The 24,847-nt window shown below is 45.7% G+C and carries 22 protein-coding genes; 7 read left to right on the forward strand and 15 right to left on the reverse strand.

Annotation, left to right across the window (positions count from 1 at the left end):
- Positions 1–89: 89 nt before the first annotated feature.
- The 4 genes from yqiA to nudF form a co-directional block, all read right to left on the reverse strand.
- The gene (yqiA, locus tag R7M92_RS16035) at positions 90–674 is read right to left on the reverse strand and encodes an esterase YqiA (protein WP_017820245.1); all 585 of its coding nucleotides are present in this window, start codon (positions 672–674) and stop codon (positions 90–92) included.
- A 47-nt stretch (positions 675–721) separates the two neighbouring features.
- Entirely contained in the window at positions 722–1,528 is an 807-nt protein-coding gene (gene cpdA / locus R7M92_RS16040) for a 3',5'-cyclic-AMP phosphodiesterase (protein ID WP_005387419.1), read from the reverse strand.
- Positions 1,529–1,589: 61 nt separating this feature from the next.
- Entirely contained in the window at positions 1,590–2,033 is a 444-nt protein-coding gene (locus R7M92_RS16045; RefSeq protein ID WP_005379879.1) for a DUF1249 family protein, read from the reverse strand.
- Positions 2,033–2,683: an ADP-ribose diphosphatase gene (nudF, locus tag R7M92_RS16050; protein ID WP_017633602.1), complete on the reverse strand. Its 651-nt coding sequence runs from the start codon at positions 2,681–2,683 to the stop codon at positions 2,033–2,035. Before nudF ends, R7M92_RS16045 begins: the two co-directional genes overlap by 1 nt.
- A gap of 229 nt (positions 2,684–2,912) precedes the next feature.
- Here nudF and tolC point away from each other — a divergent pair, with 229 nt between their 5' ends.
- Positions 2,913–4,241 (forward strand): outer membrane channel protein TolC, encoded by a 1,329-nt coding sequence (gene tolC, locus R7M92_RS16055; protein WP_005379884.1) that lies wholly within the window; start codon positions 2,913–2,915, stop codon positions 4,239–4,241.
- A gap of 178 nt (positions 4,242–4,419) precedes the next feature.
- On the opposite strand, the gene hldE is transcribed toward tolC, so the two are convergent.
- From hldE to R7M92_RS16070, 3 genes are all read right to left on the reverse strand, one after another.
- On the reverse strand, positions 4,420–5,850 hold the full coding sequence (gene hldE / locus R7M92_RS16060; protein ID WP_017633601.1) for a bifunctional D-glycero-beta-D-manno-heptose-7-phosphate kinase/D-glycero-beta-D-manno-heptose 1-phosphate adenylyltransferase HldE: 1,431 nt from the start codon (positions 5,848–5,850) through the stop codon (positions 4,420–4,422).
- A gap of 67 nt (positions 5,851–5,917) precedes the next feature.
- Positions 5,918–8,761: a bifunctional [glutamate--ammonia ligase]-adenylyl-L-tyrosine phosphorylase/[glutamate--ammonia-ligase] adenylyltransferase gene (gene glnE / locus R7M92_RS16065; RefSeq protein ID WP_137281700.1), complete on the reverse strand. Its 2,844-nt coding sequence runs from the start codon at positions 8,759–8,761 to the stop codon at positions 5,918–5,920.
- A gap of 113 nt (positions 8,762–8,874) precedes the next feature.
- On the reverse strand, positions 8,875–10,131 hold the full coding sequence (locus R7M92_RS16070) for a methyl-accepting chemotaxis protein (RefSeq protein WP_005379890.1): 1,257 nt from the start codon (positions 10,129–10,131) through the stop codon (positions 8,875–8,877).
- A gap of 105 nt (positions 10,132–10,236) precedes the next feature.
- Between R7M92_RS16070 and R7M92_RS16075 the strand changes: the two genes are divergently transcribed.
- A complete protein-coding gene (locus tag R7M92_RS16075) occupies positions 10,237–11,010 on the forward strand; it encodes a potassium channel family protein (RefSeq protein ID WP_005387432.1) in 774 nt (257 codons plus the stop codon).
- Positions 11,011–11,051: 41 nt separating this feature from the next.
- Here the strand turns inward: R7M92_RS16075 and R7M92_RS16080 are convergent, their stop codons facing one another.
- Positions 11,052–12,584, reverse strand: a complete 1,533-nt coding sequence (locus R7M92_RS16080; RefSeq protein WP_005379894.1) for an inorganic triphosphatase — start codon at positions 12,582–12,584, stop codon at positions 11,052–11,054.
- A gap of 212 nt (positions 12,585–12,796) precedes the next feature.
- Here R7M92_RS16080 and R7M92_RS16085 point away from each other — a divergent pair, with 212 nt between their 5' ends.
- The 3 genes from R7M92_RS16085 to R7M92_RS16095 all read left to right on the forward strand — a co-directional run bounded on the left by R7M92_RS16085 (position 12,797) and on the right by R7M92_RS16095 (position 15,658).
- Positions 12,797–13,477, forward strand: coding sequence for a TIGR00153 family protein (locus tag R7M92_RS16085; RefSeq protein WP_005379896.1), 681 nt, complete (start codon positions 12,797–12,799; stop codon positions 13,475–13,477).
- Positions 13,478–13,608: 131 nt separating this feature from the next.
- Positions 13,609–14,868: an inorganic phosphate transporter gene (locus tag R7M92_RS16090; protein WP_005379898.1), complete on the forward strand. Its 1,260-nt coding sequence runs from the start codon at positions 13,609–13,611 to the stop codon at positions 14,866–14,868.
- Between the two features lie 178 nt (positions 14,869–15,046).
- Positions 15,047–15,658 (forward strand): TIGR04211 family SH3 domain-containing protein, encoded by a 612-nt coding sequence (locus tag R7M92_RS16095; RefSeq protein WP_005379900.1) that lies wholly within the window; start codon positions 15,047–15,049, stop codon positions 15,656–15,658.
- Between the two features lie 89 nt (positions 15,659–15,747).
- On the opposite strand, the gene ggt is transcribed toward R7M92_RS16095, so the two are convergent.
- The 3 genes from ggt to R7M92_RS16110 all read right to left on the reverse strand — a co-directional run bounded on the left by ggt (position 15,748) and on the right by R7M92_RS16110 (position 20,054).
- A complete protein-coding gene (ggt, locus tag R7M92_RS16100; RefSeq protein WP_318133821.1) occupies positions 15,748–17,478 on the reverse strand; it encodes a gamma-glutamyltransferase in 1,731 nt (576 codons plus the stop codon).
- A gap of 273 nt (positions 17,479–17,751) precedes the next feature.
- The gene (locus R7M92_RS16105; protein ID WP_005387437.1) at positions 17,752–18,438 is read right to left on the reverse strand and encodes a general secretion pathway protein GspB; all 687 of its coding nucleotides are present in this window, start codon (positions 18,436–18,438) and stop codon (positions 17,752–17,754) included.
- Positions 18,438–20,054, reverse strand: a complete 1,617-nt coding sequence (locus R7M92_RS16110) for an ExeA family protein (protein WP_104975840.1) — start codon at positions 20,052–20,054, stop codon at positions 18,438–18,440. Before R7M92_RS16110 ends, R7M92_RS16105 begins: the two co-directional genes overlap by 1 nt.
- A gap of 138 nt (positions 20,055–20,192) precedes the next feature.
- Between R7M92_RS16110 and R7M92_RS16115 the strand changes: the two genes are divergently transcribed.
- On the forward strand, positions 20,193–21,413 hold the full coding sequence (locus R7M92_RS16115) for a multifunctional CCA addition/repair protein (RefSeq protein ID WP_318133824.1): 1,221 nt from the start codon (positions 20,193–20,195) through the stop codon (positions 21,411–21,413).
- 52 nt (positions 21,414–21,465) lie between these two features.
- Here the strand turns inward: R7M92_RS16115 and R7M92_RS16120 are convergent, their stop codons facing one another.
- Genes R7M92_RS16120 through folB form a run of 3 tightly spaced genes read right to left on the reverse strand, consistent with a single transcriptional unit; the run spans position 21,466 to position 23,122 of the window.
- A complete protein-coding gene (locus R7M92_RS16120) occupies positions 21,466–22,269 on the reverse strand; it encodes an undecaprenyl-diphosphate phosphatase (protein ID WP_137281697.1) in 804 nt (267 codons plus the stop codon).
- Positions 22,270–22,283: 14 nt separating this feature from the next.
- The gene (folK, locus tag R7M92_RS16125) at positions 22,284–22,766 is read right to left on the reverse strand and encodes a 2-amino-4-hydroxy-6-hydroxymethyldihydropteridine diphosphokinase (RefSeq protein WP_005387457.1); all 483 of its coding nucleotides are present in this window, start codon (positions 22,764–22,766) and stop codon (positions 22,284–22,286) included.
- Positions 22,763–23,122: a bifunctional dihydroneopterin aldolase/7,8-dihydroneopterin epimerase gene (gene folB, locus R7M92_RS16130; RefSeq protein WP_005387458.1), complete on the reverse strand. Its 360-nt coding sequence runs from the start codon at positions 23,120–23,122 to the stop codon at positions 22,763–22,765. The genes folK and folB overlap by 4 nt, the downstream gene beginning before the upstream one ends.
- Positions 23,123–23,372: 250 nt before the next feature.
- Here folB and plsY point away from each other — a divergent pair, with 250 nt between their 5' ends.
- Positions 23,373–23,984: a glycerol-3-phosphate 1-O-acyltransferase PlsY gene (gene plsY, locus R7M92_RS16135; RefSeq protein WP_005379857.1), complete on the forward strand. Its 612-nt coding sequence runs from the start codon at positions 23,373–23,375 to the stop codon at positions 23,982–23,984.
- A 34-nt stretch (positions 23,985–24,018) separates the two neighbouring features.
- Here plsY and R7M92_RS16140 read toward each other — a convergent pair whose 3' ends face one another.
- Entirely contained in the window at positions 24,019–24,834 is an 816-nt protein-coding gene (locus R7M92_RS16140; protein ID WP_318133826.1) for an alpha/beta fold hydrolase, read from the reverse strand.
- Positions 24,835–24,847: the final 13 nt, after the last annotated feature.

Consider the following 24,847-nt stretch of genomic DNA (forward strand, 5'->3'; position numbering starts at 1 on the left):
CAAAACATAGTCGGAAAGCATACCGCCCATGTCAAGAAACGGTTGGATATATCAATAAAAACTATGAGCCTTTTCCAATCGCTTTCGAATTACAGTTCTAGAAATTCGATAATCTGTGCAGGATAACGCTCAAAGCCTACAAAACTGTGATCACCGCCTTGTTCTACTGTTTGCTTAGCGTCTGCAAACTTATCTACCGCTTGTCGATAGTCTAAAACCTCATCTTCTGTTTGTTGCAATAACCAAAAAGAATGTGGCGACGCGATGCTTTGTACATCAAGAGCTTTTAACTCGTCAATATGACAAGCTTCAAGTGTATAGGTTTCATGCGTATATGGGTTAGTTTGCTTACCCAAATAATCTACTAGCAACTCATAAGGCTTGACTGCGGGGTTGACCACTACCGCTTTAAACCCAAACTTGTCATTTAGCCACGTTGACATAAAACCGCCTAATGAGCTGCCCACTAGACCAATTTTATAGTCGTCTTTATATTGCTCGATAATATCCAACAACATTTTCGCCGCTTGCTGAGGATAACAAGGTAACTGGGGAACAATCACCTTAATATCAGGCCTATGTTGCTCGCAGTAGGCTCTCATCACATTCGCTTTCATGGAGAGTGGAGAGCTATTAAAGCCATGGATATAGAGAAGAAGTGAAGGTTTACTCATAGATATCTCGCACAAAAAAGCGAGCCCGAACAGAGAGCTCGGGCGCGTTAGTAGCCGTTAGAAGAGAAGTCTGGTTGGAACTGGCCATCAGGAAGCCGACCTACTTGGGTCGTAATATCGCCACAAGCGTGTAGTTGCAGCTCCCGCCAACCAGGCGAAGTGGTATCAAGGGCAAAATCATCCGAGTTAGGCTTAAACTGAACACAAGTTGAGGGTGTTGCCATCACTCGAATACCCTTGTGAAGCACATTCATATCTTGATGAACATGGCCACAGAGAATGCCTTTCACGTTATCAAAACGCTCGACAACCTGCCAAAACGCTTCGGCATCTTTTAAAGTATGTTGATCAAGCCACGCGCTTCCCACCAGTAACGGGTGATGATGCAACAAAACAAGTGTGTGTCTTTCTGGGTGTTCGGCTAGCTTTTCTTCGAGTAGCGTTAATTGCTGATCACTCAAGCGCCCATGAGGAACGCCAACAACTTGCGAGTCTAAAAGAATTAACTGCCAATGCTCGCCAAGCAACACATGCTCTGCGGCTTTGATTTGTGGCGAAGGCAAAACACTGCCCATATTAGGCTTGTAATCATGATTACCAGGTAGCCAAAAGCAGTCTTTCTCTAGCGGTTCAATGCCGTTGGCAAAGCGCTGATAAGATTCTGCACTATGGTCTTGGGAAATATCGCCCGTCGCCAAAATGTAATCAAACGCCACGTTGCGGCGTAAAACATCAGCAACAACAGCATTAAAGCTATCGACTGTTTTTACGCTTAGCAAACTTCCCTCATCGGCAGCAAACAGATGAGTATCCGTAATTTGTAAAAGTTTGATGCTGTCACTAGATGATTGCAAAATGAAAACCTGATTCGTCCACTATATCGTTATTTGTTATTTTCCTTTAGTGAAGTGACGATCAATTGAAGGCAAGTGGTGTTCTACTGATACCACTTCGTAAACAAAACGTCAGCCATTCACCGAGGAATGTGTTTAATTGATGCTTTTCATCTTTCTGCATCAGTTGGTCATTGGGATAATCATACTTAGCTTTTATGCGAGAGAACTCTCCGCTTGAGCATACTTCGGCTACTCTCGCATCATGATAAAGCCTGACAGACATCGTCGGTAAAGGAAACACTGGCGTTTCATCACTCTGACATATCTCAACAACTGTGGTGTATTTTGTGATTTCATTCACGGTCAATTGGTAAACCATGTTCGCCGCTTGGTAGCAACGTACATCCCCAACTTCAGCAGAAGCAGGCAATAAGGCATTCAATTTAGCGTAGTTGGTCTCATACGTTCTCATAAGACCAGCTAAATCAACATGATATCTCTGTTTTTCAGCCAATTGTGCCATTACTCACTCTCCACCGTTTGGGATAGTCCCCATTCTGACTTTAACTCTTGATGGTGTAATTGCAGCCATTGCAACGCAATAATCGACGCACCATTTTCAAATTTTCCGTCCTTCACCCATTGATACGCCGTTTCACGACTCATGACATGAACTCGGATATCTTCATTCTCATAGTCTAAACCATGAATGCCGTGCGCTTTAGACGCATCCACTTCACCAACAAAGACGTCTAGCTTTTCCGAGCAACCACCAGCCGAAGGATAATAGGACGTAACAGGTACAACGCGCCCCACCTGAATCCCCGCTTCTTCGACAGCCTCTCGACGAATTACGGCTTCAGCAGATTCATCGCGGTCAATCATACCGGCGACAATTTCTAGCTGCCAAGGGTGTTCATGTTCCAACGCGCCAATACGAATCTGTTCAATGATTACGACCTGGTCCGTCTTTGGATCATAAGGAAGCATCGCTGCTGCGTGACCACGCTCGAACATTTCTCGTTCGACAACTCCACTCCAACCACCAGCAAATAGCCTATGCTGAAAGCGGTATTTCACCATTTTGAAAAAACCTTCAAATAAGGTTTCTTTCGAGATGACTTTTACATCTCGCGAAGTAAAATCTTGTTGTTGTTTGTCACGCTGTTGCATTCAACACCTCTCTGAGTGAATCCTGTAGTTTACTCATTGTTATTCGCTTGCTCAAAGGACTTGGCTCAACTTTTTGTATAATAGTTACAAATTAATTTAAGTCTTTGCTAAAAATTTATTGCACAAGTGGATAATTACGTGTAAAAAAGTGCAAACTTTAGAGTAAATATCGTGCAAATTGAGTTAAACTACTGAGAATTAACCAATCTATGGACCGCGGGAATAGAAAATGAAAAAATTGCTTCCACTATTTATCAGTGCAGCGCTAGGTAGCATGAGTACGTCTGCGTTCGCAGACTCTTTGGCTGAAATCTACGACTTGGCAAAACAAAATGATCCACAATTGCTCAGTGTAGCAGCACAACGTGACCAAGCTTTCGAAGCAATCACCTCAAGCCGTAGTGCTCTATTACCACAAATTAACCTTACTGCGGGTTACAATTTAACTCGTGGTGATACTGAATACGATTCAAATCTAATTAGCGACGTATCAAACGATGGCAACGCACTAACCGCTGGCGTTAGCTTTTCACAAGCACTTTACAACCGCGCATCTTGGATCTCTCTAGATACTGCTGAGAAAAGTGCTCGCCAAGCAGACGCAACTTACGCAGCGACGCAACAGGCACTGATTCTTCGCGTGTCACAAGCGTATTTTGAAGTTCTACGCGCACAAGATAATCTTGTTTTCGTACGTGCAGAAAAAGCCGCGGTTGGCCGTCAACTTGAGCAAACTAAACAGCGTTTTGAAGTAGGTTTGTCTGCAATCACTGACGTGCATGACGCACAAGCTCAGTACGACCAAGTGCTAGCGGACGAAGTGTTGGCAGAAAACGCGCTAACTAATAGCTACGAGTCACTGCGTGAAATTACAGGCCAAGAGCACAAAGATCTCAACATTTTGGACACTGGCCGCTTCACTGCTAGCCCATCGACCGTACCAGCTGAATCGCTCATTGATGAAGCAAAAACCAAAAACCTGACCTTGCTATCTTCACGTATTCTTCAAGACATTGCGCGTGACAATATTTCACTAGCAAGCTCTGGCCACCTACCAACGCTCTCTCTAGACGGTGGTTACAACTACGGTGATACTTCTCATAGCTCTCGTGACAACACGACAGACAACTTCAATATTGGTGTGAACCTTGCTGTACCGCTATACACAGGTGGTAACGTAACCTCTCAAACCAAACAAGCTGAATACGCGTACGTGGCAGCAAGCGAAGATCTTGAAGCACAGTACCGTAGCGTAGTCAAAGATGTTCGCGCACAAAACAACAACATTAACGCCTCTATCGGCGCATTACGTGCGTATGAGCAAGCGGTTATTTCTGCACGCTCTGCACTAGAAGCAACAGAAGCTGGCTTTGATGTAGGTACTCGTACTATCGTTGATGTACTGGACGCGACTCGTCGTCTATACGATGCGAACAAAAACCTATCGAACGCTCGTTACGACTACATTTTAAGTGTTCTTCAGCTACGCCAAGCCGTTGGTACGCTAAGCGAACAAGACATCTTGGATGTTGATGCAGGTTTGAAAGCGGCAAAATAACCGCGAACTGAATACTCCAGGCCTTAATAAATAAAAAACGCCAGTTGAGTTATCAGCTGGCGTTTTTTATTACTTATAGTTCAGAGCCTATAAGTGTCTCTGAGCATCAAGTATCAAAAAGGCCGCACTTAGCGACCTTTATAAGTAAATAGCATTTCAATGCTAACAAACAGCAAGCTTAGCCCTTACCGCCTTTGATTGCATTAATGATTTCACTGGTCGAGCAGCCATCTTCAAAGTTCAATACACGAACTTCACCACCCGCCGCAATGACTTCTTTACCACCAGCAATCTCTTCTGGTTTGTAGTCACCGCCTTTTACTAGCAAGCTTGGTAGAACTTCTGAGATCAAACGCTGCGGCGTATCTTCACTAAATGGTACAACCCAATCCACAGCGCCCAAACCTGCCAACACCGCCATGCGGCGATCGGTTGGGTTTACCGGACGACCAGGGCCTTTAAGGCGTTTTACTGACTCATCGGTATTTACCGCAACGATTAGGCGATCGCCCAGTTCAGCAGCATGGTTTAAGTAAGACACATGCCCAGCGTGTAGAATATCAAAGCAGCCATTTGTCATAACGACTTTCTCGCCACGAGCTCGTGCTTTTTTCACCGCTTCGATCAGTGCTTTTTCTGAAATCACACCGTAATCCGTGTCTTGGCTGCCATGTACCGCTTCTGCTAATTCAATCTCAGAAAGCGTTGACGTGCCTAGTTTACCAACCACAACACCTGCCGCTGCGTTTGCTAATGCACACGCTTCTTCAAATGATTTGCCTGCGGCAACAGACGCTGCCAATACAGAGATAACCGTGTCGCCCGCACCTGTCACGTCGTACACTTCTTTCGCTTGAGTTGGAAGGTGGAACGGTTCCTGGCCACGACGAATCAAGGTCATTCCGTTTTCGCTGCGTGTCACCAAAAGCGCTTCAAATTCAAACTCTTCAACCAAAGCCAGTGCTTTCTCTACTAGCTCTTGGTCAGATTTCACTTTACCTACAACGTCTTCGAACTCTTTCATGTTTGGCGTAAGAAGTGTTGCGCCACGGTAGCGTTCAAAATCCGCACCTTTCGGGTCAATGAAAACCGGAATATTTGCTGCGCGCGCTTTTTGAATGTATGCCTGAACATGCTCTAACGAACCTTTTGCGTAATCAGACATAATCACGGCTTTAACGTTTGGCAGTGCGGCATCCATTCGAGATAACACTGGCGCAGAATCTGTGTTTTCAAACTTGTCTTCGAAGTCGAGACGAATAAGCTGTTGTCCACGGCTCATTACACGAAGCTTCGTAATCGTTGGGTAATCAGGCAGTGCAACGAAATCGCACTTCACATTGAGTGAGCTCAGCGTCTCCGTCAGCACTTTTGCAGGCTCATCTTCCCCAGTTAGACCAACAATGTGAGCATGGCCACCTAGTGATGCGATGTTCATCGCAACGTTCGCAGCACCACCAGGACGCTCTTCATTGTTTTCTACTTTTACAACAGGAACCGGCGCTTCAGGAGAAATGCGCCCGGTTGGGCCATACCAGTAACGATCTAGCATGACATCACCGATGATGAGCACACCAGCGCTGTTGTAATCAGGTAGAATTGGTTTCATTGTTGGTCTCCAAAAATTAAATCGAAGTGAGTTTATCACAGCCCTTATCGAGGCTAAATATATGGTCTTAACTGAACCACTGATTCCAAGCCTGTTTTACCCACTCCCTTTCGGCAACAAACTTATCTTCCACCACATCAGCGTCTAAATTGAGTAGATTTCGGCGGTGTATTTCGTTGCGCATTGTCGTGTAAGCACGTATCAACTGCATTGCTTGGTCTTCGTCCATAACATCTTGCGCAATGAGCGTTTCAAAGATGCGCACATTATCACACCAACGCGTCAATTTCGGCTTATCGTGACTATAGTTGAGCACTAGGTACTGAGCGAGAAATTCGATATCGGTAATCCCACCTACATCTTGCTTGAGCATAAAGCGGCCTGGCTTTTTCCCCCCAAGATGACCGCGCATTTTTTCTCTCATTTCGACAACGTCTTTTTTCAGTTCAGCTTGATCGCGTGCTTTGCACAACACATCATGCCGCGTATTGTGAAATGCAATCGCCAGTGGTTCATCACCATAAATCATGCGCGCGCGGACAAGTGCTTGATGCTCCCATGTCCACGCGTCTTGATGTTGATAGTCGTCGAACGCGTCCGTTGGGCTAACCAACAAACCCGATGCACCGGACGGACGCAATCGGGTATCGACCTCGTATAAAATACCGGAAGCGGTGCGAGTGGAGAAAATATGAATGATACGCTGTGCTAAACGAAGGTAGAACTGACGACCATCAATCTCTTTTTTGCCGTCAGTGTAGACATTGACTGGGCAGTCATGCATGAAGACAATATCCAAGTCGGAGTTATAGCCGAGCTCCCACCCTCCGACTTTACCATAGCCAATTACAGCAAAGCCTTTGCCTTCACGATCTTTCACATGCGTTGGCTCGCCATACTTTTCAGATACTTGCAACCAAGCCTGACAGATCACCGCATCCACGATAGCTTCCGCTAAATAAGTTAAATGGTCACTCACTTTCATCACTGGCAATGCGCCAGCAATATCTGCCGCTGCAATACGCAAAATACAAATTTGCTTAAACTGACGCAACGCTTCCATTTGCTGTTCCATATCATCTTCAGGAATACGCGCCAAATAATCACGCAGCTCTGTACGGTAACTGTCTAATGGAATGGGATTGTACAGCTGCGCAGGGTCGATTAACTCATCAAGCAAGATAGGATAACGAGACAGCTGCTCTGAAATCATTGGGCTTGCGGTACACAAACGTACGAGCTGCACCAGAGCCGCTGGATGCTCATCCAATAATTCCAAGTAAGTTGTGCGAGTGCAGATGTTGTGTAGCAAATGAAGTACACGAGATAAACCAAACTGTGCATCAGGATGGGCAAACACCGCATCAAACACTTTCGGCATCAAACGATTGAGCACTTCGCGTCCACGTGGGCCTAACGTTTTTTTGGCCAGATCGGTTTTAAAGTTGATGATGGTTTTCGCGCATGAAGCAAAGTCTTCAATCTGAATATCCTGCTGCAAGATATGCTCAAGAACGTCTTGTTTGTCGGCCATATCCCATAGCTCATGAAAATGACGAGCAACGGTAGTCCCCTCGTCTTCTTCATCATCACCAATTAGTGATTCAAAAACTTGGTGAACATTTGCCATATGCTGCTGGGTTTGCTCAATTAATTGCTCCCAACAGCTCATTTTCATCGCGGTGGCGAGCTTTAAGCGTTCGGTTTCGCAATCAGGCAGCGTCTGGGTTTGCTTATCCGCCATTGCTTGCAACAAGTTTTCTAATTGACGCAAGTACTTGTATGCGGCTTCTAGATCGCTGACTTCTTGTGGAGTAAGCAATGCCAGCTCTTCAATGCCTTGCAGCGTTTCCAACAGCCCTCGATTACGCAAAGAAGGCTCTCGACCACCTCGAATTAATTGAAAAACTTGAGCGATAAATTCAATTTCTCGGATGCCACCCGCACCTAGCTTAATGTTGTTATTCAACCCTCGGCGGCGAACCTCGCTACTGATCATCGACTTCATTCGTCGCAAAGATTGAATCGCACTGAAATCAATATAACGACGAAAAACAAAAGGGCGCAGCATTTGGCGTAGCTCTTGATACTGCGGGTACATCTCACATCCCATCACCCGAGCTTTGATCATCGCGTAACGTTCCCAATCTCGCCCCTGTTCTTGGTAATAATCTTCAAGTGCGGCATAGCTCATTACCAAGGGGCCACTTTCTCCAAATGGGCGAAGTCGCATGTCGACGCGGTAGCAAAAACCATCGAAGGTTTGTTGGTCGAGCGCTTTGATGATGCGTTGACCAAGACGAGTAAAGAACTGGGCATTGGCAATGCTTCGGCGTGCGCCTTGGGTTTCGCCATTCTCTGGGTACGTGAAAATTAGATCAATATCGGAAGAAAAGTTTAGCTCGCCACCACCCAGTTTCCCCATGCCGATAATTAACATCGGCTGCACTTCACCGTCCTCACTTGTTGGTGTGCCCCACTCCTGACAACACACTTGATATTGCCATTGATAGGTTTCAAAAATCATCGCTTCTGCCAACTCAGATAAGTGGCTTAAAGACGTCTCTAGCGACCATGCATGCGTGAAATCCTTCCACGCAATGTACACCATTTCTCGGTTGCGAAACTGACGCAACACGCGATGACCAGACATCTCATCAGGACATTGTTCCAACAGTTCAGCAAGACGTGAGCGGTAAGACTCCTGACGACTTGGCTGCGCTAACATACTTGGCAACTCACGGGCTAGGACTTCATCGCGATGAATGGCTTCGGTTATAAATTGGCTTAAGCCCGCCACATAACGAAATTGCTGCGCAACCTCATCGGGCCAAAGGGGAAAATAACCTGCGTCTTGGGCGTTTTGTACGGCAGATTCAGCGATAGAAATCAGTGGCGAAGGCAGCTGCATTTTTCTTCCTTGTTTGAAAAGCACGGTAACTCATTCTTTATACCAGACTGAAAGCAAATAAAAACGCCCACAAAAGGTTTGTGGGCGTTTTATCAAAAGTTCGGGATCGAATATTAAACTTGGAAAGATTTGATCTTCTTGTCTAGCTCACCTGCATTATTTTGCATCATTTCAGAGGTTTCTAGCAGCTCGGTAACAACAACAACTGAGGCTTCCACCAACTCACGTACATTGGTGAGGTTTTGGCTCATCTCTTCTGCAACACTGCTTTGCTGACCAGACGCCGTCGCGATCTGGAAGTTCATGTCATTGATTTGCGTCACTTGCCCAACAATACCATCGAGCTCAGATCCAGCATTAGAAACCAGCTCGTTTCCATCTGCCGCTTCTACAACGCTTTTTTCCATGAGTTCTACCGCAGATTCAGCACTGGTTTGCAGCTGTGCGATCATCTCTTGAATTTCTACCGTCGCTTGTTGTGTGCGTTGGGCAAGGTTACGAACTTCATCTGCAACCACAGCAAAACCCCGCCCAGCCTCGCCAGCTCGCGCCGCTTCAATCGCCGCATTCAGTGCAAGCAGGTTGGTTTGTTCAGAAATGCCTTGAATCGTCCCCACAACGCTACCAATGGCTTCAACACGCTCTTCAACTTGGTTAACCGCTTGTGCCGATGAAGCGATATCCGACGAAAGTTCACTCATTTTCGCCATTGTACTTTGCAAGAACTGCTGACCAGAAATTGCTTGCGCGGAAGCTTGCTCTGTTAGAGAAGATGCCGTCTGGGCATGTTCCGCAACCGTTTGGACCGTCGACGACATTTCACTCATCGCCGTAGCAAGTTGATCAATTTCGTTAAACTCTTCTTGCGCCGATTCCTTCGTTTCCGACATGCTCAGTGTCATGACTTCGGTGAGCGTTGATAATTCATCAGACGCATTAATTTGCATTTGAATCACATCGTGCAATTGTCGACGTGTCTTTTCTAATTCACGTGCCACGTCTCCGTATTCATCTTTACAATCCATACCAAATGGAACAGAGAGGTTCTTGCTCGCCATCAGTTTGATCGCGTCGCTCAGATACTGTGTTTGACGCAACATCACTCTAGCCGCCGCTAATAAGAGCACGACAAAAACCACTATCAATAAGGCGGTTTGCCAAGCAACTTGCGTTAAGTATGCTTCATAATGCTGTTGGGCAACTTGCGCGTTTTGTGTCGCCGCTAAAAGTGAGTCGTAAAAAGTGTTTGCGTCCCACAGTTGTTTTGCCACGATCAGGACAGTACTGAAGACCATCAACATGACCATTTTAGGCACCAGTCGAATGTCGGATATGACCCTTTCCCATGGCTTAAATGCCAGCTTTTCCATTGTCAGTTCTCCACCGAGTCTTATATAGTCTTTATCTATAATCTTTATATTACTTATAGTTATGTTCGCGCTTTGCGTGGTTACGCGATTTATTTTGAGCTTCGTATGAAAAACAATGATATCAAAGACAGCACACGACCGATGGGCCTGTTGTCACTAATATTGTCTTTTATGGCACTATTTGTGATCTCTGGCTTGTTGTTTTTCCCGATCGATCACGAAACCCGTCAAGTTCTTATCGGTCTGGATTTCATAATCTGTAGTATTTTTCTACTACAGCTCACCATTGATTTGATCCGGTCCACAGATCGCTGGTTATTCCTTAAACGTCATTGGATAGATTTCGTGGCGAGCATCCCATTGATAGAGCCCCTGCGCTTTGCTCGTATTTTTCATATTATGCGAGTGGTATTAGTACTGCGTTCGTCAAAGTTCATTTTGCATCAGCTCAAAGAAAACCGCCGCGAAACCACGGTCGCCTCTATACTGCTATTGATGGTTATCCTCATAACACTCGGTTCTAGTGCAATGCTGTTTATCGAAGCGAAAAACCCAGAAGCGAATATTCGTACTGGCGCCGATGCTTTGTGGTGGGTATTTGTAACAATCTCAACGGTTGGTTACGGCGATCATTATCCAGTGACCTCCATAGGAAAGTTTTTGGCTGTCATCATCATTGTTTGCGGGGTGGGTATCTTTGGTATGATCTCGGGTCTTATCACCTCTATCCTTACTGCCCCAACGAAACAACAGACGCACAGTTCAATCAATAAAGAACGTATGCTCGAGCAGCTCCTAAGCCAACAAGCGCAAATACTAGAACGACTCGATTTCATGGAAAAAGAGCTACAACAACGTAAAACAGAGACAAAAAAATAGGACCATGCGGTCCTATTTTTTTGTTCTTATCACCAGAACGATCATTCACGCCAATAAGGCTGAACTTCCACACTGATCGCTCGGGTTTGATCCATTGCATGCAAAATTGAGCGCTCTTGACGGTGCAACCAGCGTTCTAACTGCTCTTTTTCTGCGTCTTCCAGCATATCAACCAACGGGAGTAAGTGGTTCAGCATTAGCAGATCATCGATACCATGCACTAGATCCGCCCATGGTAAACGGAAGCTGTTACGCTCATCCGAGTTATACAAACTCGCGAAACCAATACCAGTATAGAGGTTACGCAATAAGCGATAACGCTGATCAACGTACTCTTGCGCCGTCAAATCGCGCTCTGCTGGGAAAGCTTCCATTAGCTCAGCCCAAGTGCGATCGAGCTGAGTAACTGAAAACGGCATGATGTTACTTGCCATTTTTTCACGTGCTTTTTCATCAAGAAATGGCTGCCAACCGCGTGCTAAGATCCAGCGGCTTAGATCCAGCAGTAACCCTGTGTAACGCGCGGAATTGAGCAACCCTAGCACTTCTTCACGGCTTGGCAACTCTTGTAACTGCTGAGTCAGCTCAGATACTAAGAACTTACGCGCATCCAACTTACGCAGCACATTGCCTTTGTCATCTAAGAGCTCTTCAAGGTGTGCATGCTCATCTAACCAACTCAGTTCTTCTTCCAACCATTTAAGCTCTTGGCGCAGAATCGCGCTCGCGCGACGAGGGACAATCCCGCCAAAAATGGTCAATGTTTGACGAATGAAACGAATGGCATTACTGATTTCACGCAGTGCTTCCACGCTGTCACGCTCAGCATAAATTTGCTCGTGATAATGCCAATGAGACAAAGCGTGCTCTAAAGAGTTGATCAAGCAAAATTCAACGGTATCCGTCGGACTACTGTCCACAAGTGCCAATGATTTTACTTCATCACCCGCATAACCGCTTGCAAGTCGATAACCTTTCGCCGCTTTGCTCAAGTTACCCAAGCGCATACCACCTTGCTCGCAAAAGCTGCGTGCCAGTGTGAATAAAGCTTCGGTTTGGCCAGACTTAAGTTCCAGTTCAACTTCGCAAATTGGCTCTTGCTTCTCTTCTTCGTCTTCACCTTTGGCTACAACTAAGCCTTGGTCAAAAGCAACTTCAATCTGACTGCCATCGGGCATGCCAATCAGCCATTGTTCACGTGTGAAGTTGGTCGAGAATAATGGCATAAGCTCGGATTGCAGCGTTTCTGCATCTTTACCTGGAGGCCAAATATCTAGAGGATGAAGCGACAGATTAGGCTCGTCGCTAGTGTGCTCAGCATTGTATTCTGGTCTTTGATGTAAGCCTGCGACGACGCGTCCTGCTGTCTTTACGGTTTGGACGAATACATCATCAAAACGGCGAATTCTTAAACCAATGTCGTGCTTTCGAAGCCATTTATCGGCAGTATCAAAATAGGTGTTACCCAAGTCACGACAACTATGCTGAAGTACTTTTGTCTCAGAAATTTTTTCTTTTAAAGTTTCTGAAAATTCAGGAGAAACAAAAAACTTCAGTTCTATTTCGGTTTCCATAGCTATACCTTTCAAAGCAGATAGAAACAGGATATTGCGTAATTTCTCACACGGCAAGAGAGAAATATCGCCGGATTGATGATCTAAAACAGTTTTAATGAGCGATTTAATGCGTTACCATGCGCGCCTTTATAGCCATCGTTCAACATTTCGCCAAGCACTCAGAAATGGTGTATGTTTTTTTAAGGTTATAGTTATTAGGTTGAATGACCATGCCAGTAAATACAATTATGGGGTTATTTGCAAAGTCCCCAATTAAGCCTTTGCAACGCCACGTTGTGTGTGTCAACGAATGTTGTTCACACTTGGTGAAATTCTTTGAAGTATCTTCAAAGGGTGATTGGGAAAAAGCAGCAGAAATCCGTGCACAAATTTCTCACCTAGAGAAAGAAGCGGATGTGCTGAAACGTGAAATCCGTCTAAAACTGCCTCGCGGTTTGTTCATGCCAGTCGACCGTACTGACATGCTTGAGCTTTTGACTCAACAGGACAAACTTGCAAACCTGGCAAAAGACATTGCTGGCCGTGTATATGGTCGTCAACTTGTCATCCCTGAGGCTCTCCAACCAAACTTCCTCGCTTACGTTCAACGTTGTCTTGATGCTGCCGATCAGGCGCAAAAGGTAATCAATGAACTTGATGAATTGCTAGAAACCGGCTTCAAAGGCCGTGAAGTGACGCTCGTCGCTGAAATGATTCATCAATTAGACGTTATCGAAGATGATACCGATGCCATGCAGATTGAACTTCGCCAACAGTTGATGGTGATTGAAGCTGACATGAACCCTATCGATGTCATGTTCCTGTACAAGATTCTTGAATGGGTAGGTGGTATTGCCGACCAAGCGCAGCGCGTAGGTGCTCGTTTGGAAGTCATGCTATCTCGATCTTAAAACATAAAGTTAACGACATAACGAAGAGCATAATTAACACGTGTCATAGGGACGATGACTATTTTCATCGTCTTATGGTTTGGCGCGCGTAAAATTTTGTTCCGCTTGTTATAAAACAACTAGGTATTACGATGGATATCCTTGCGAACTACGGCACTGTCCTGATTATTGTTGCAGCGATTTTTGGTTTCATGATGGCGATTGGTATTGGCGCGAACGACGTTGCTAATGCGATGGGTACATCTGTAGGTTCAAAAGCGCTAACTGTAAAACAAGCTATCATCATTGCGATGATCTTCGAATTTGCAGGTGCTTACCTTGCAGGCGGTGAAGTAACCGACACTATCCGTAAAGGTGTAATCGAAACTTCTTTATTTGCTAGTCAACCAGATGTTCTTGTCTACGGCATGATGTCTGCGCTTTTAGCAGCAGGTACATGGCTGCTTCTTGCTTCTTACATGGGCTGGCCAGTATCAACGACTCACTCAATCATCGGTGCAATCATTGGTTTTGCATGCGTATCAGTAGGTACTGAAGCGGTTGACTGGGGCAGCGTTCAAGGCATTGTTGGTAGCTGGATTATTACGCCAGTGATTTCAGGTTTCTTTGCTTACGTTATCTTTGTCAGCGCACAACGCCTGATTTTTGATACAGAGAACCCTCTGTTTAACGCGAAACGTTTTGTACCTGTTTACATGTTCATCACAACAATGGTGATTGCACTTGTAACCATCAAAAAAGGTCTAAAACACGTTGGTCTTCACCTGACCAATGGTGAAGCCTGGATGTGGGCAGCAGCAGTTTCAGCACTTGTGATGATTGGCGGCTACGTATACATCCAGAAAAAATTCGCTAATCGCGAAGAGGACCGCAGCTTTTCTGGCGTGGAAGGTATCTTCAGCGTTCTGATGGTTATCACCGCTTGTGCGATGGCATTTGCACACGGTTCAAACGACGTTGCAAACGCCATTGGTCCACTATCTGCTGTCGTATCGACTGTTGAACACATGGGCGAAATCAGCACGAAAAGCACCATCGCTTGGTGGATTCTACCTCTTGGTGGTATTGGTATCGTGGTCGGTCTTGCAACACTGGGTCACAAAGTAATGGCAACCGTTGGTACAGGCATCACTGAGCTAACGCCTAGCCGCGGTTTTGCAGCACAGCTAGCAACAGCATGTACGGTAGTTCTAGCGTCTGGTACAGGCCTGCCAATTTCAACTACTCAAACATTGGTTGGTGCGGTTCTCGGTGTTGGCTTTGCTCGTGGTATCGCAGCACTGAACCTAGGCGTAGTTCGTAACATCGTGGCATCATGGATCGTTACACTACCAGCGGGTGCGTTATTGGCCGTAGTATTCTTCTACGGACTTCAAGCGATGTTCGCTTAAGACACTCGTCAATAGAATGTAAGCGCTTTGTCATTATTGACTCAAACGCACAGAAAGGGAGGCTTTGCCTCCCTTCTTTGTTGCACCGAAGTTTGAAACTGCATACTATTCGTCTATTTCCGGCTCCAATCATTCGGTGCCAACGCTGTCTCCAAGAAAAATCGTTAAGGGATTTACTGTGAAAAAACTAATCATCACGGTTTTGTTTACTTTGCTAGCAGCGCCAGCGGCCCTAGCAGCAGACCGTTATATTTCTGATGACCTCTTCACTTTTATGCACTCAGGTCCAAATAACACCTACCGTATTATTGGTAGTGTTAACGCCGGTTCTAAAGTACAACTGATTAAAACCAACCGAGATACTGGCTACACGCAAGTTCGTGATGACCGTGGTCGCACTGGTTGGGTACAAAGCAAGTTTGTGACAAACCAAGAGAGCATGGCAATTCGCCTTCCTCGCATTGAGAAAGAGCTAGCCGAAGTAAAAGAGCAGCTTGCTAATGCTCGTCAAACTTCTGATGCAGAGAAAGCCGGTCTTGTTACCTCTCTCGAAACACGTAACCAACAAATTTCAGATCTAGAAAATAAATACTCTGAGATCAGCGATCAGCTTACTTCTGTTGAAACAGAAAACCGCGAGCTACGCGCAAAACTGGATACACAAAAAGATGACATGCTGCTTAAGTACTTCACTTATGGCGGCGGTGTTGCAGGTTTAGGTTTACTATTTGGTTTGATTCTTCCGCATGTCATGCCTCGTAGAAAACGTTCACCTGCGGGTTGGGCATAAATCCTTCGCCCTTTTATCTATAAAAAGAACGCAAAAGCCAGTCGATATTGACTGGCTTTTTAGTTTGCTTCGTTTGATAGAAGTGAGTACTACTCCCCCATTGAACTAGAGGCTCGACGACGATCCGTTGCGCCATAAAGCTTGCCATCTTTTAGCTCAATTGCATTCAAACCGCTTACCACTGGAATAACGTGCACTGGGTAGCCAAGCTCCATAAACTCAGGCACCAACATTTCTGCGAACGTTTTCTTTTCCACCAGCAAACCAGTCGGGTCATAAGACTTGGTGCGGTCTATCTTAGTGCCATACTGGATGTTTGGTAAGTCAATAGCCTCTTGCGCTGATAAATTCCAATCCAGCACCCCAACCACGGTTTTGAGTACATACCCCGGGATTTGTGAACTACCTGGTGACCCAACCACCAAACGCAAGTTATCATCACTGTCCATCACCATTAATGGCGTAATGGCTGAGCGTGGACGCTTACCCGCTTCAATCGAGTTTTGAGTAGGCTTACCGTTAAGCGTTGGTTGAGGTGAAAAGTTCGCCATTTGTGCATTCAAGATAACGCCATCAACCATGACACCAGATCCCATTCCCGTGCCAACGGTGCTGGTCATAGCAATCGCATTACCTTCCCTATCAACGATAGAAATGTGCCCTGTATCTTTGCTCTCGAAGCCTTGATATTGCGCATACTGAGTTTGCGTTATCTGTCCTGCTTTTGGATCCTCTTTTAAAGTGCCATTATCAGGGATTAAATCACGTCTCTGATCTAGATAGGCTTTAGACAATAACTGTTCAACTGGCGCTTCCACATAATCCGGATCTCCGGCATACGCAATACGATCGGCTTTTGCAATTCGCATCGCTTCAGTCATGAGACGCCAAGGTTCCACATCCGTTTTCGCCATATGGGCAATGTCATAGGGTGCAAGCAGTTCAAGACTCTGAGCGACCATCACACCGCCCGAAGCTGGGTAACCAAAAGAGACGATTTTATTCCCACGGTAGTCGCTCTCAATGATGTCACGCTGCTTCACTTGGTAATGTTTAAAATCTTCTAAAGACAACTTTTCGTGTTGGTCGTCAATACGACTATTAACCGTCTCTACGATGTGCTGACCAAGCTCACCACCATAAAGGTAACTATCGCCTTGTTGCGCGATCTTCCTCAGCGTCTCAGCCATCTTAGGGTTCTTCATCAAGGTTCCCGTCGGCTTAATATCGTCCCCTTGCCAATACAAGGCTTTCACTTCCGGATCTTGCTCAAGTCGGCTTTGCTCTCTTACTACGATGTCGTAGGTGTAGCTGTTCATCGCGTACCCATTGCTCGCCAATGTAATCGCCGGCTTAATCAGCTCTGCCCATGGCAACTTGCCGTATTGTTCATGAGTGGTGTAAAGCAACCGCAACGTGCCCGGAACCGCAACAGAACGAGGGCCTAATATTTCGTTGCGACTGAGTACTTCCCCATTCTCAACAAACATTTCAGGGTTCGCGCTAGAGGGCGCTTCATCTCGACCATCAAGGGCCAGAAATTTTTTCTCGTCATGTTGATAAAACAGCGCGAAAGTCCCGCCGCCAATTCCGGTCATATCTGGCTCAACGACAGACATCACCATCTGCATCGCGACCATAGCATCAACAGCGTTACCGCCTTCTTTCAATATTGAGTAACCGGTACTGCTCACGTAAGGATTCGTCGCACTGACCATGAAATCTTGCCCGCGACTATCTGGTGTAACTGGGAATGGGTCTGGCTTTGCTGCATAGCTTGTCGATGCAACAATACTTAAAGAAAAAATCAGAATACGCATGTGTCTCTGTTTAGACTCCTATTATGTGAAGGGGTCTAACGTGGACCAAGTCATTACTCCGAAGTTCGTGAAAATGGTGTCTTTTTACACAACGCTGACTGGAATCGCGCTATCAATAGATGAATGATATTGGTGCTATTTAAACGACTGAGAAAAGCTATATTTTGCTTGTTTGAGTATCTAAAAATCATCACCAGAATAGATGCAAAAGATGCTCTGAAAAATAAAAAGCCAGCGATATAATTTCGCTGGCTTGATGTGTTTCTACAAGAGTTACCCTTTCCACTCATACAACGCTGGTATACGAATTTGCTCACCTTGGAACTCAACAATCACAGCTTGCGGTTGTATTTCTCTTAGAGTGACCTGATCATCAACGACATCCCCTTGATGATACTCAACATTGTTAATTTTCACCCAACGGCGATTTTCATCACTAGCATACATATGGGTTTGCAAATTAAGCGCAGGTAGACGCCCTTGCCACTGGTGAGCGTTGCGCTCTAAATCGTTCACGCGTGCCGTTTGTGATGATGAATTGTCATCATCTCGGGATAAAGCATTTTCGACCTTCCTAGCTAAATCAGGAGATAATGAGGATAAATCCAGATCATCCAAAGACAACCCGAGGTCCTCTTCAGCAGCAGAAGTCGTTTGGGTTGATGCTGAGTTGCGTGTTTCATCTCTGCTTGGTGTATGGCTCGTGTATTCATCGGGGGTGGTAAATGTACCAAAATCACGCGATAGCTCTGCACTTGGCCACTCTCTTGGCAATTGGGCCAACTGGGTGTTCTCTGGATAGTCTAATACTTTGAAAGGTGATACCACTTCAACCTTTTCTATCGGGGACGTTGTATCTACTTCAACACTCGGTGCAAAGAGATCTAAGTACCAAGCGACTCCAATAGCAGAAGCAGTGATTGGCAGCAAGAACAGACCTATATGTTTCACAGCTGACATTATGCGTCCTCCTTTTCTATTCTCGCCAGTTGAGGCGCATCTGGCTGAACATTTTGCTGAAGTCGGTCTAGCGTTCGCTTACCTGCAATACCATCGACACCAATTCCTTGCCAACGTTGAAATAACTCGACTCGCTCTTTCATCGCACCATCAAAAATAGACGTTTCAAGTAGTGGCTCACTCACCGCTTCTGCTAATAATCGGTCTAATACTTCAATCGCAGGGCCTTCCATGTCTAAACGTAATGTTTCATTCAGCGGAGCATGCCACAGCTCGATAATATTTCCCTGCCACAACGGCTTTAGCCACGAAACTGGCAGACGGAGACGCTGCTTACCATTGAGCACTTCAGCTTGATCATTACCGACGGCATATAGAATGACATACCCAACATCACCTTGATAATTCAACTCCAAGATCACAGGGCGATTTTGTTGCATCAACAGCGGCCAAGTCGCCATTTTACGCTCACAACGCATAGTCGACTGCGGTTCTGACAAACAAAGATTATCGCGAACCGATGCTTGATACCCCCACAAACGATACAAATCATTTACAGCGAGGTTCGACTGTTTTTGTGTTAACAATAAAGCACGCTGCTCATCCGTTAACTGTTGGCTGACGACGGTTGGTGTTGGCTCTACTCTTGGCTCCGTCACTTGTGTCAACACTGACGTCGCTTGAGCTGGCATATAATTCACGACCGCCCACCCCGTACTTAATGCAGCAATAAGGCCTACCGTGACAGAGCCCCAAGCAGGCCAACGGAAAGTCCGGCGCTCTTTTTTATCTTGCTGATAAATATCTGCCTGAAACTGCATCACCTCTTCACAGGCCTGCTGAACGGTTTGCTTATCCACAACCACATTACCCTGGTGATAACTAATGTTGAGGGACTTGTCACAGATAAGGTTGATGAGCCGCGGTATACCGTGACTGTATTTGGCTATAAGTTTACAAGAAGCACGATTAAACAGTTGCTGGTCGCCACCTGCTGTATGTAGTCGAAATGCGATGTAATCTTCTGTCTCTTTTTCATCCAACGGCAACAGGTGATAACGCCCGGTAATACGCTGGGCAAGTTGGCGTAGTTGTGTTGTTTGTAATAACCGCTGCAATTCAGGTTGCCCGACCAACAACACTTTGAGCAGTTTTCTGGTATCGGTTTCCAAGTTGGTCAACAAGCGCAACTGCTCTAGAACGTCGGCAGCAAGGTGTTGAGCCTCATCAATGACCAGCAATGTCTGCCAGCCTGAACGATAATTACGCAGCAAATATTGATGGATAACCTGGTTTAGCTGTTTGAGGTTTGCATCTGGTGGATAGGTGATTTTGAACTCATCACAAATGGCTTCGAGCAAGTCCCGACTCGAAAACGTGGGATTGAGGATAAGACCCGCTTTGGTGTTATCACCCAAATTCGCCAGCATCGCTTTTGCGACAGTCGTTTTGCCTGTACCTACTTCGCCAGTAAGCATAGCAAAACCACCGCCATCGCCTAGCCCGGCTTGGAGATGTGTGATTGCCTCTTTGTGACGTTGGCTTAAATACAAATAACGTGAGTTTGGAACAATCGAAAATGGTTGTTCGACAAACCCAAAAAAGTCCTTATACATTAGGCTCTCCAGCTAAAAAACCACCTGAGAATAGTCAGATATAATATAAACATAGCCGCATCTACTCTCGGGAGTAAAGAAAAGTACCATTGCTTGCTACAATGTCCAACGGCATATCCATAAATTAAGAGGTAATTCGTGCAAGTTTATTTAGTAGGTGGCGCAGTTCGAGATAAATTGCTCGGAATTGATAGCTATGACAACGATTGGGTGGTCGTAGGCGCGACGCCTGAGATGATGTTGTCCCAAGGGTACACCGCCGTTGGTAAAGACTTTCCTGTATTTCTGCATCCCAAAAGTAAAGAAGAACATGCCCTTGCACGAACAGAGAGAAAGTCAGGTTCTGGTTACACTGGTTTTGAATGTTTCTTCGATCAAAACGTCACCTTAGAAGAAGATTTGATACGTCGTGATTTAACCATTAACGCGATGGCAATGGAGAGTGATGGCACGATCCATGACCCATATGGTGGCCAGCAAGATCTCAACGATAAACTGCTACGCCATGTATCAGACGCCTTTATTGAAGACCCTCTACGCGTTTTACGTGTCGCTCGCTTCGCTGCAAAGCTTGCTGATCTAAACTTTACGGTTGCCGACGAAACTATGCGGTTAATGCGTCACATGGCAGAATCTGGAGAGCTAAGTACACTGACTCCCGAGCGTGTTTGGCAAGAATGGCATAAATCTCTCCCTACTCCTCGCCCTGATATTTTCTTATCGGTTCTACGAGACTGTGGTGCATTAACCGTGGTTTTACCTGAAATTGATGCACTATTTGGCGTGCCTCAACCTGAGAAGTGGCATCCAGAAATCGATACTGGCATCCATACTTTGATGGTGGCAGAGCAAGCCGCAAAATTGAGTAACTCACTCCCCGTCAGGTTTGCCGCCCAAGTGCATGACTTGGGTAAAGGCGTGACGCCAGAGAGCGAATGGCCAAGCCACAAAATGCATTGCCATACAGGATTAAAACTGATCAAAAAGCTGTGCGAACGTGTCCGGGTACCAAATGAGTTTCGTGATTTAGCCTTGATGGTGTGCGAACAGCACTCCAATATTCATCGCGCGGCTGAACTTAAACCACAAACCATAATTAAAATACTCAATAAACTTGATGTGTGGCGTAAGTCCGAACGTCTGCAAGATATCTTGCTTTGCTGCCAAGCGGATCACGCTGGTCGTAAAGGACTGGAAACGCAACCATATCCACAGGCGGATATTTTTAGGCAAGCCTACCAAGCAGCAGCGGCAGTTGACGTTCAAACCATAATCAAAGAGGGCTTTAAAGGCCCTGCGATTCGTGACGAGCAAGAAAAACGACGTATTGAAGCAGTGAAAGCAGCACTTAAGAAGTAACGAACAAACAAAAACGCCCGCGGATTTCACGGGCGTTTTTCGTTAACATCAATTATGCACTTAATAGAAAAGCGAACAAACCGACGCCCAAAATCAGACGGTAAATCACAAACGGTGTCATGCCCATGCGTGAAATCATCTTCAAGAAGAAGTGGATACAGATGTACGCACTGATAAACGATGTGATAATGCCAGTCAGTAAGAAACCAACATGGACAGGTTCACCACTGGTCACTAACTTCATACCTAAGTAGCTACCAGCTAATGTAATGATTGGGATCGACATTAAAAATGAAAAGCGGGCAGCCGCTTCTCGAGTAAAGCCAAGGTAAAGCGCTGCTGTAATGGTCGCCCCTGAACGTGAAGTTCCAGGAATCATCGCTAAGGCTTGGGCAATACCGATAAATACAGCTTTCTTCCAACCCGTTTGGTATTCATCGGCAACGAGTTCAGCGTTTTTGTCTACCCACCATAGCAACAAGCCAAATACGATCGTGGTAGTCGCGATGACGTAAGCGCTACGTAGATACACTTCAATGATGTCTTTCATCAATAAGCCGAACACACAAGCTGGAATCGTCGCAATCACGATCATCCAAGCCAATTTAGCTTCTTTACTGCGATCTCCTTTAAAGATCGAAGCAAATAACGCTTGAAACAAAGTGATTACTTCATGACGAAAATAGATCACGACAGCCATTAATGTACCGACGTGAACAGCAACATCAAAGGCCAGACCTTGGTCTTCCCATCCTAAAATAGCGGAAGGCAGGATCAAATGGGCAGAGCTTGAGATAGGCAAAAACTCTGTCAGCCCCTGAATCAGAGCCAAAATAAAGGCTTCAAAATAACTCATGTAAACAACTCAAATTAAAAATGAAAGGAAACGGGTTTGAGCGAATCGACTGGCTGCATAGCATGCCAAATGTCTGCGACTGTGCGTCCATCGCCTGGGATCACTAATTGCGGTTCGAGATCATACAGCGGCTTTGTGACAAAAGGATATTTGTAGATATCACTGCGAGGTAGCTCAGGTTTTTTCTTGGAGACGCGCTCACCGAACAACACTATATCGAGATCCAGTGTTCGATCCTGATACTTTTGCGCGTTTTCTTCGCGTCCCCACTTAAATTCAATCTCGCGTAGTTGATGGCTCAACTCTTCTAATGACAACTCGGTACGCATTGCAACGACAAAGTTGTAGAAATTCTTGCTGCTAAAACCAATAGGTTCGCATTCATATATCGGTGATACGAGGAGATTTTCTCCAAGCCGTTGCAGCTCCTGATACGCAGCAAGCACATGTTGCTCTCTTTCTACGTTCGTCCCAACACCGATATAGGTGGTGATCATGCTCGGCCTCGCTCAATCACCACACCAACAGCACGTGCTTGTGGCACGGCGCCAGGCTTCGCTAGGCGGATTTTCACCCAAGGCACAGAGAAACGCTGCATGATAAGCTCTGCTACTTCTTCAGCCACGCGCTCGACCAGTAAGAAACGACCATTTTCAATGTGGTTAAGTACCGCCTCACTCACCTGCGAATAATCCAGTGCATCTTGCACATCATCACTTTTGCCCGCAGGTTTATTATCGTGTGCCATTTCAATATCTAGAACCAACTTTTGTTTGATTTGTTGTTCCCAGTCGTACACGCCAATTGTGGTGATTACTTCTAACTGTTCAATAAAAACTTTATCCAGAGCCATCTTATGTCCTTCTATTACAGAGGTCGGATACCCGTGAGGGGTAATTTGATCGTAGTATTCTATACCTAAGTAACATTTACTTTGGTCATCACAATGTTACTTAGGTATAAACTGCGAAAGCATCTTTATATACAAGAAATCACATAATGCAAGCTCTATCACAGTGAGGATTTCTGCATTATGTAAATTCGGGGTATGATAGCAACTACGCGGGAACCGAGCATTAAATTCCAATCCATCAAGGACTTCTATGGACGCACTGGCACTGATAATGACAATGGCCGCCTATTTATTAGGTTCGGTTTCCAGTGCGGTTTTGATCTGTCGACTCTTAAAACTGCCAGACCCACGCAGTGTGGGATCTAACAATCCTGGAGCAACGAACGTATTGCGTATTGGCGGAAGAGGAGCCGCTGTTTCAGTCTTGTTGTGCGATATGCTCAAAGGCACTATCCCCGTGTGGGGCGGATACTTTCTTGGTATCGACCCTATCATTCTTGGCGTCATCGCCATTGCTGCCTGTCTTGGCCACATGTACCCTATCTTTTTCCACTTTAAAGGCGGAAAAGGTGTCGCAACCGCGCTTGGCGCTATCGCTCCGATTGGTTTGGACTTAACAGGATTGGTAATGTTAACTTGGCTGTCAGTAGCCGCGCTATTCCGCTATTCATCCTTAGCGGCTCTCGTCACGGTTTTGGTCACTCCGTTTTATACTTGGATGTTTAAACCGCAATACACGTTACCTGTTGCTATGCTGTGCTGCTTAATCGTATTTAAGCATCATCAAAATATTCGTCGGCTTTTGTCTGGCGACGAGCCAAAAATCGGCGAGAAAAAACTGACACAAAAAAACTCGGCTTAATGCCGAGTTTTTCGTTTAAAGAAGGATGTATTGGTTATGCATGAACTCGATTCAGGAAGTTCAACAACATCTGGTTGACGAACTCAGGTTGCTCTAAACAACTGATGTGTCCAGCTTGGGGAATCTCCACCAACTCACTGCCTGTGATACAGTCTTTCATTAAATAAGATTCAAAAACTGGACGTGGTTTATCTTCACAGCCCACTGCAATTAACGTCGGCAGAGCAAATTTTTCCGAATCCTCAATCACATCACGGCGACCAAACACCATGAGCCCTATGCGAGCGACTTCCACCGCACGCTCACCATTCAGGTCTTCTAAACTGCGTTTGAATGAAGCGACAAGTTTAGGATTATCCTGATTGACGTTGTTGGCAAAGAACAGCGGCACAACGACTTCAATAATTGGCGCAGGCACTGCTTGGACTTGGCTGATGGTATCAAGCATTGCAAAATACTTCTTATACGTAACTTCTGGCTCCCAGCCAATGAAGGTATCCATCAATACCAGTGACTTAACACGTTGCGGCGCTTGAGCCGTTAGCTCTGCTCCCCACATGCCGCCAACAGATAAGCCCACTATCGAGAACTCTTCGATATCTAAATGATCCATCAATGCCAACATATGTTGTGCATAGTCGGCCAATGACTGTGTCGATGCAGGTGCAGCGTCCGATTCACCATGTGCCCAAAGATCTGGCACAATACAACGGAATGACTGGCTTAAAACCTCAACTTGCGGCGCCCACATTTGGCTATCCCAAAGGTAACTATGACCAAATAGAAGCACAGGGCCCTCACCTTTATCTAGATAAGCAAGTTGCTGACCTTCAATTTCAAACTTATTCATTGTTATATCCATT

Source organism: Vibrio sp. Vb2880, from assembly GCF_033337975.1.
Taxonomy (GTDB): domain Bacteria; phylum Pseudomonadota; class Gammaproteobacteria; order Enterobacterales; family Vibrionaceae; genus Vibrio; species Vibrio alginolyticus.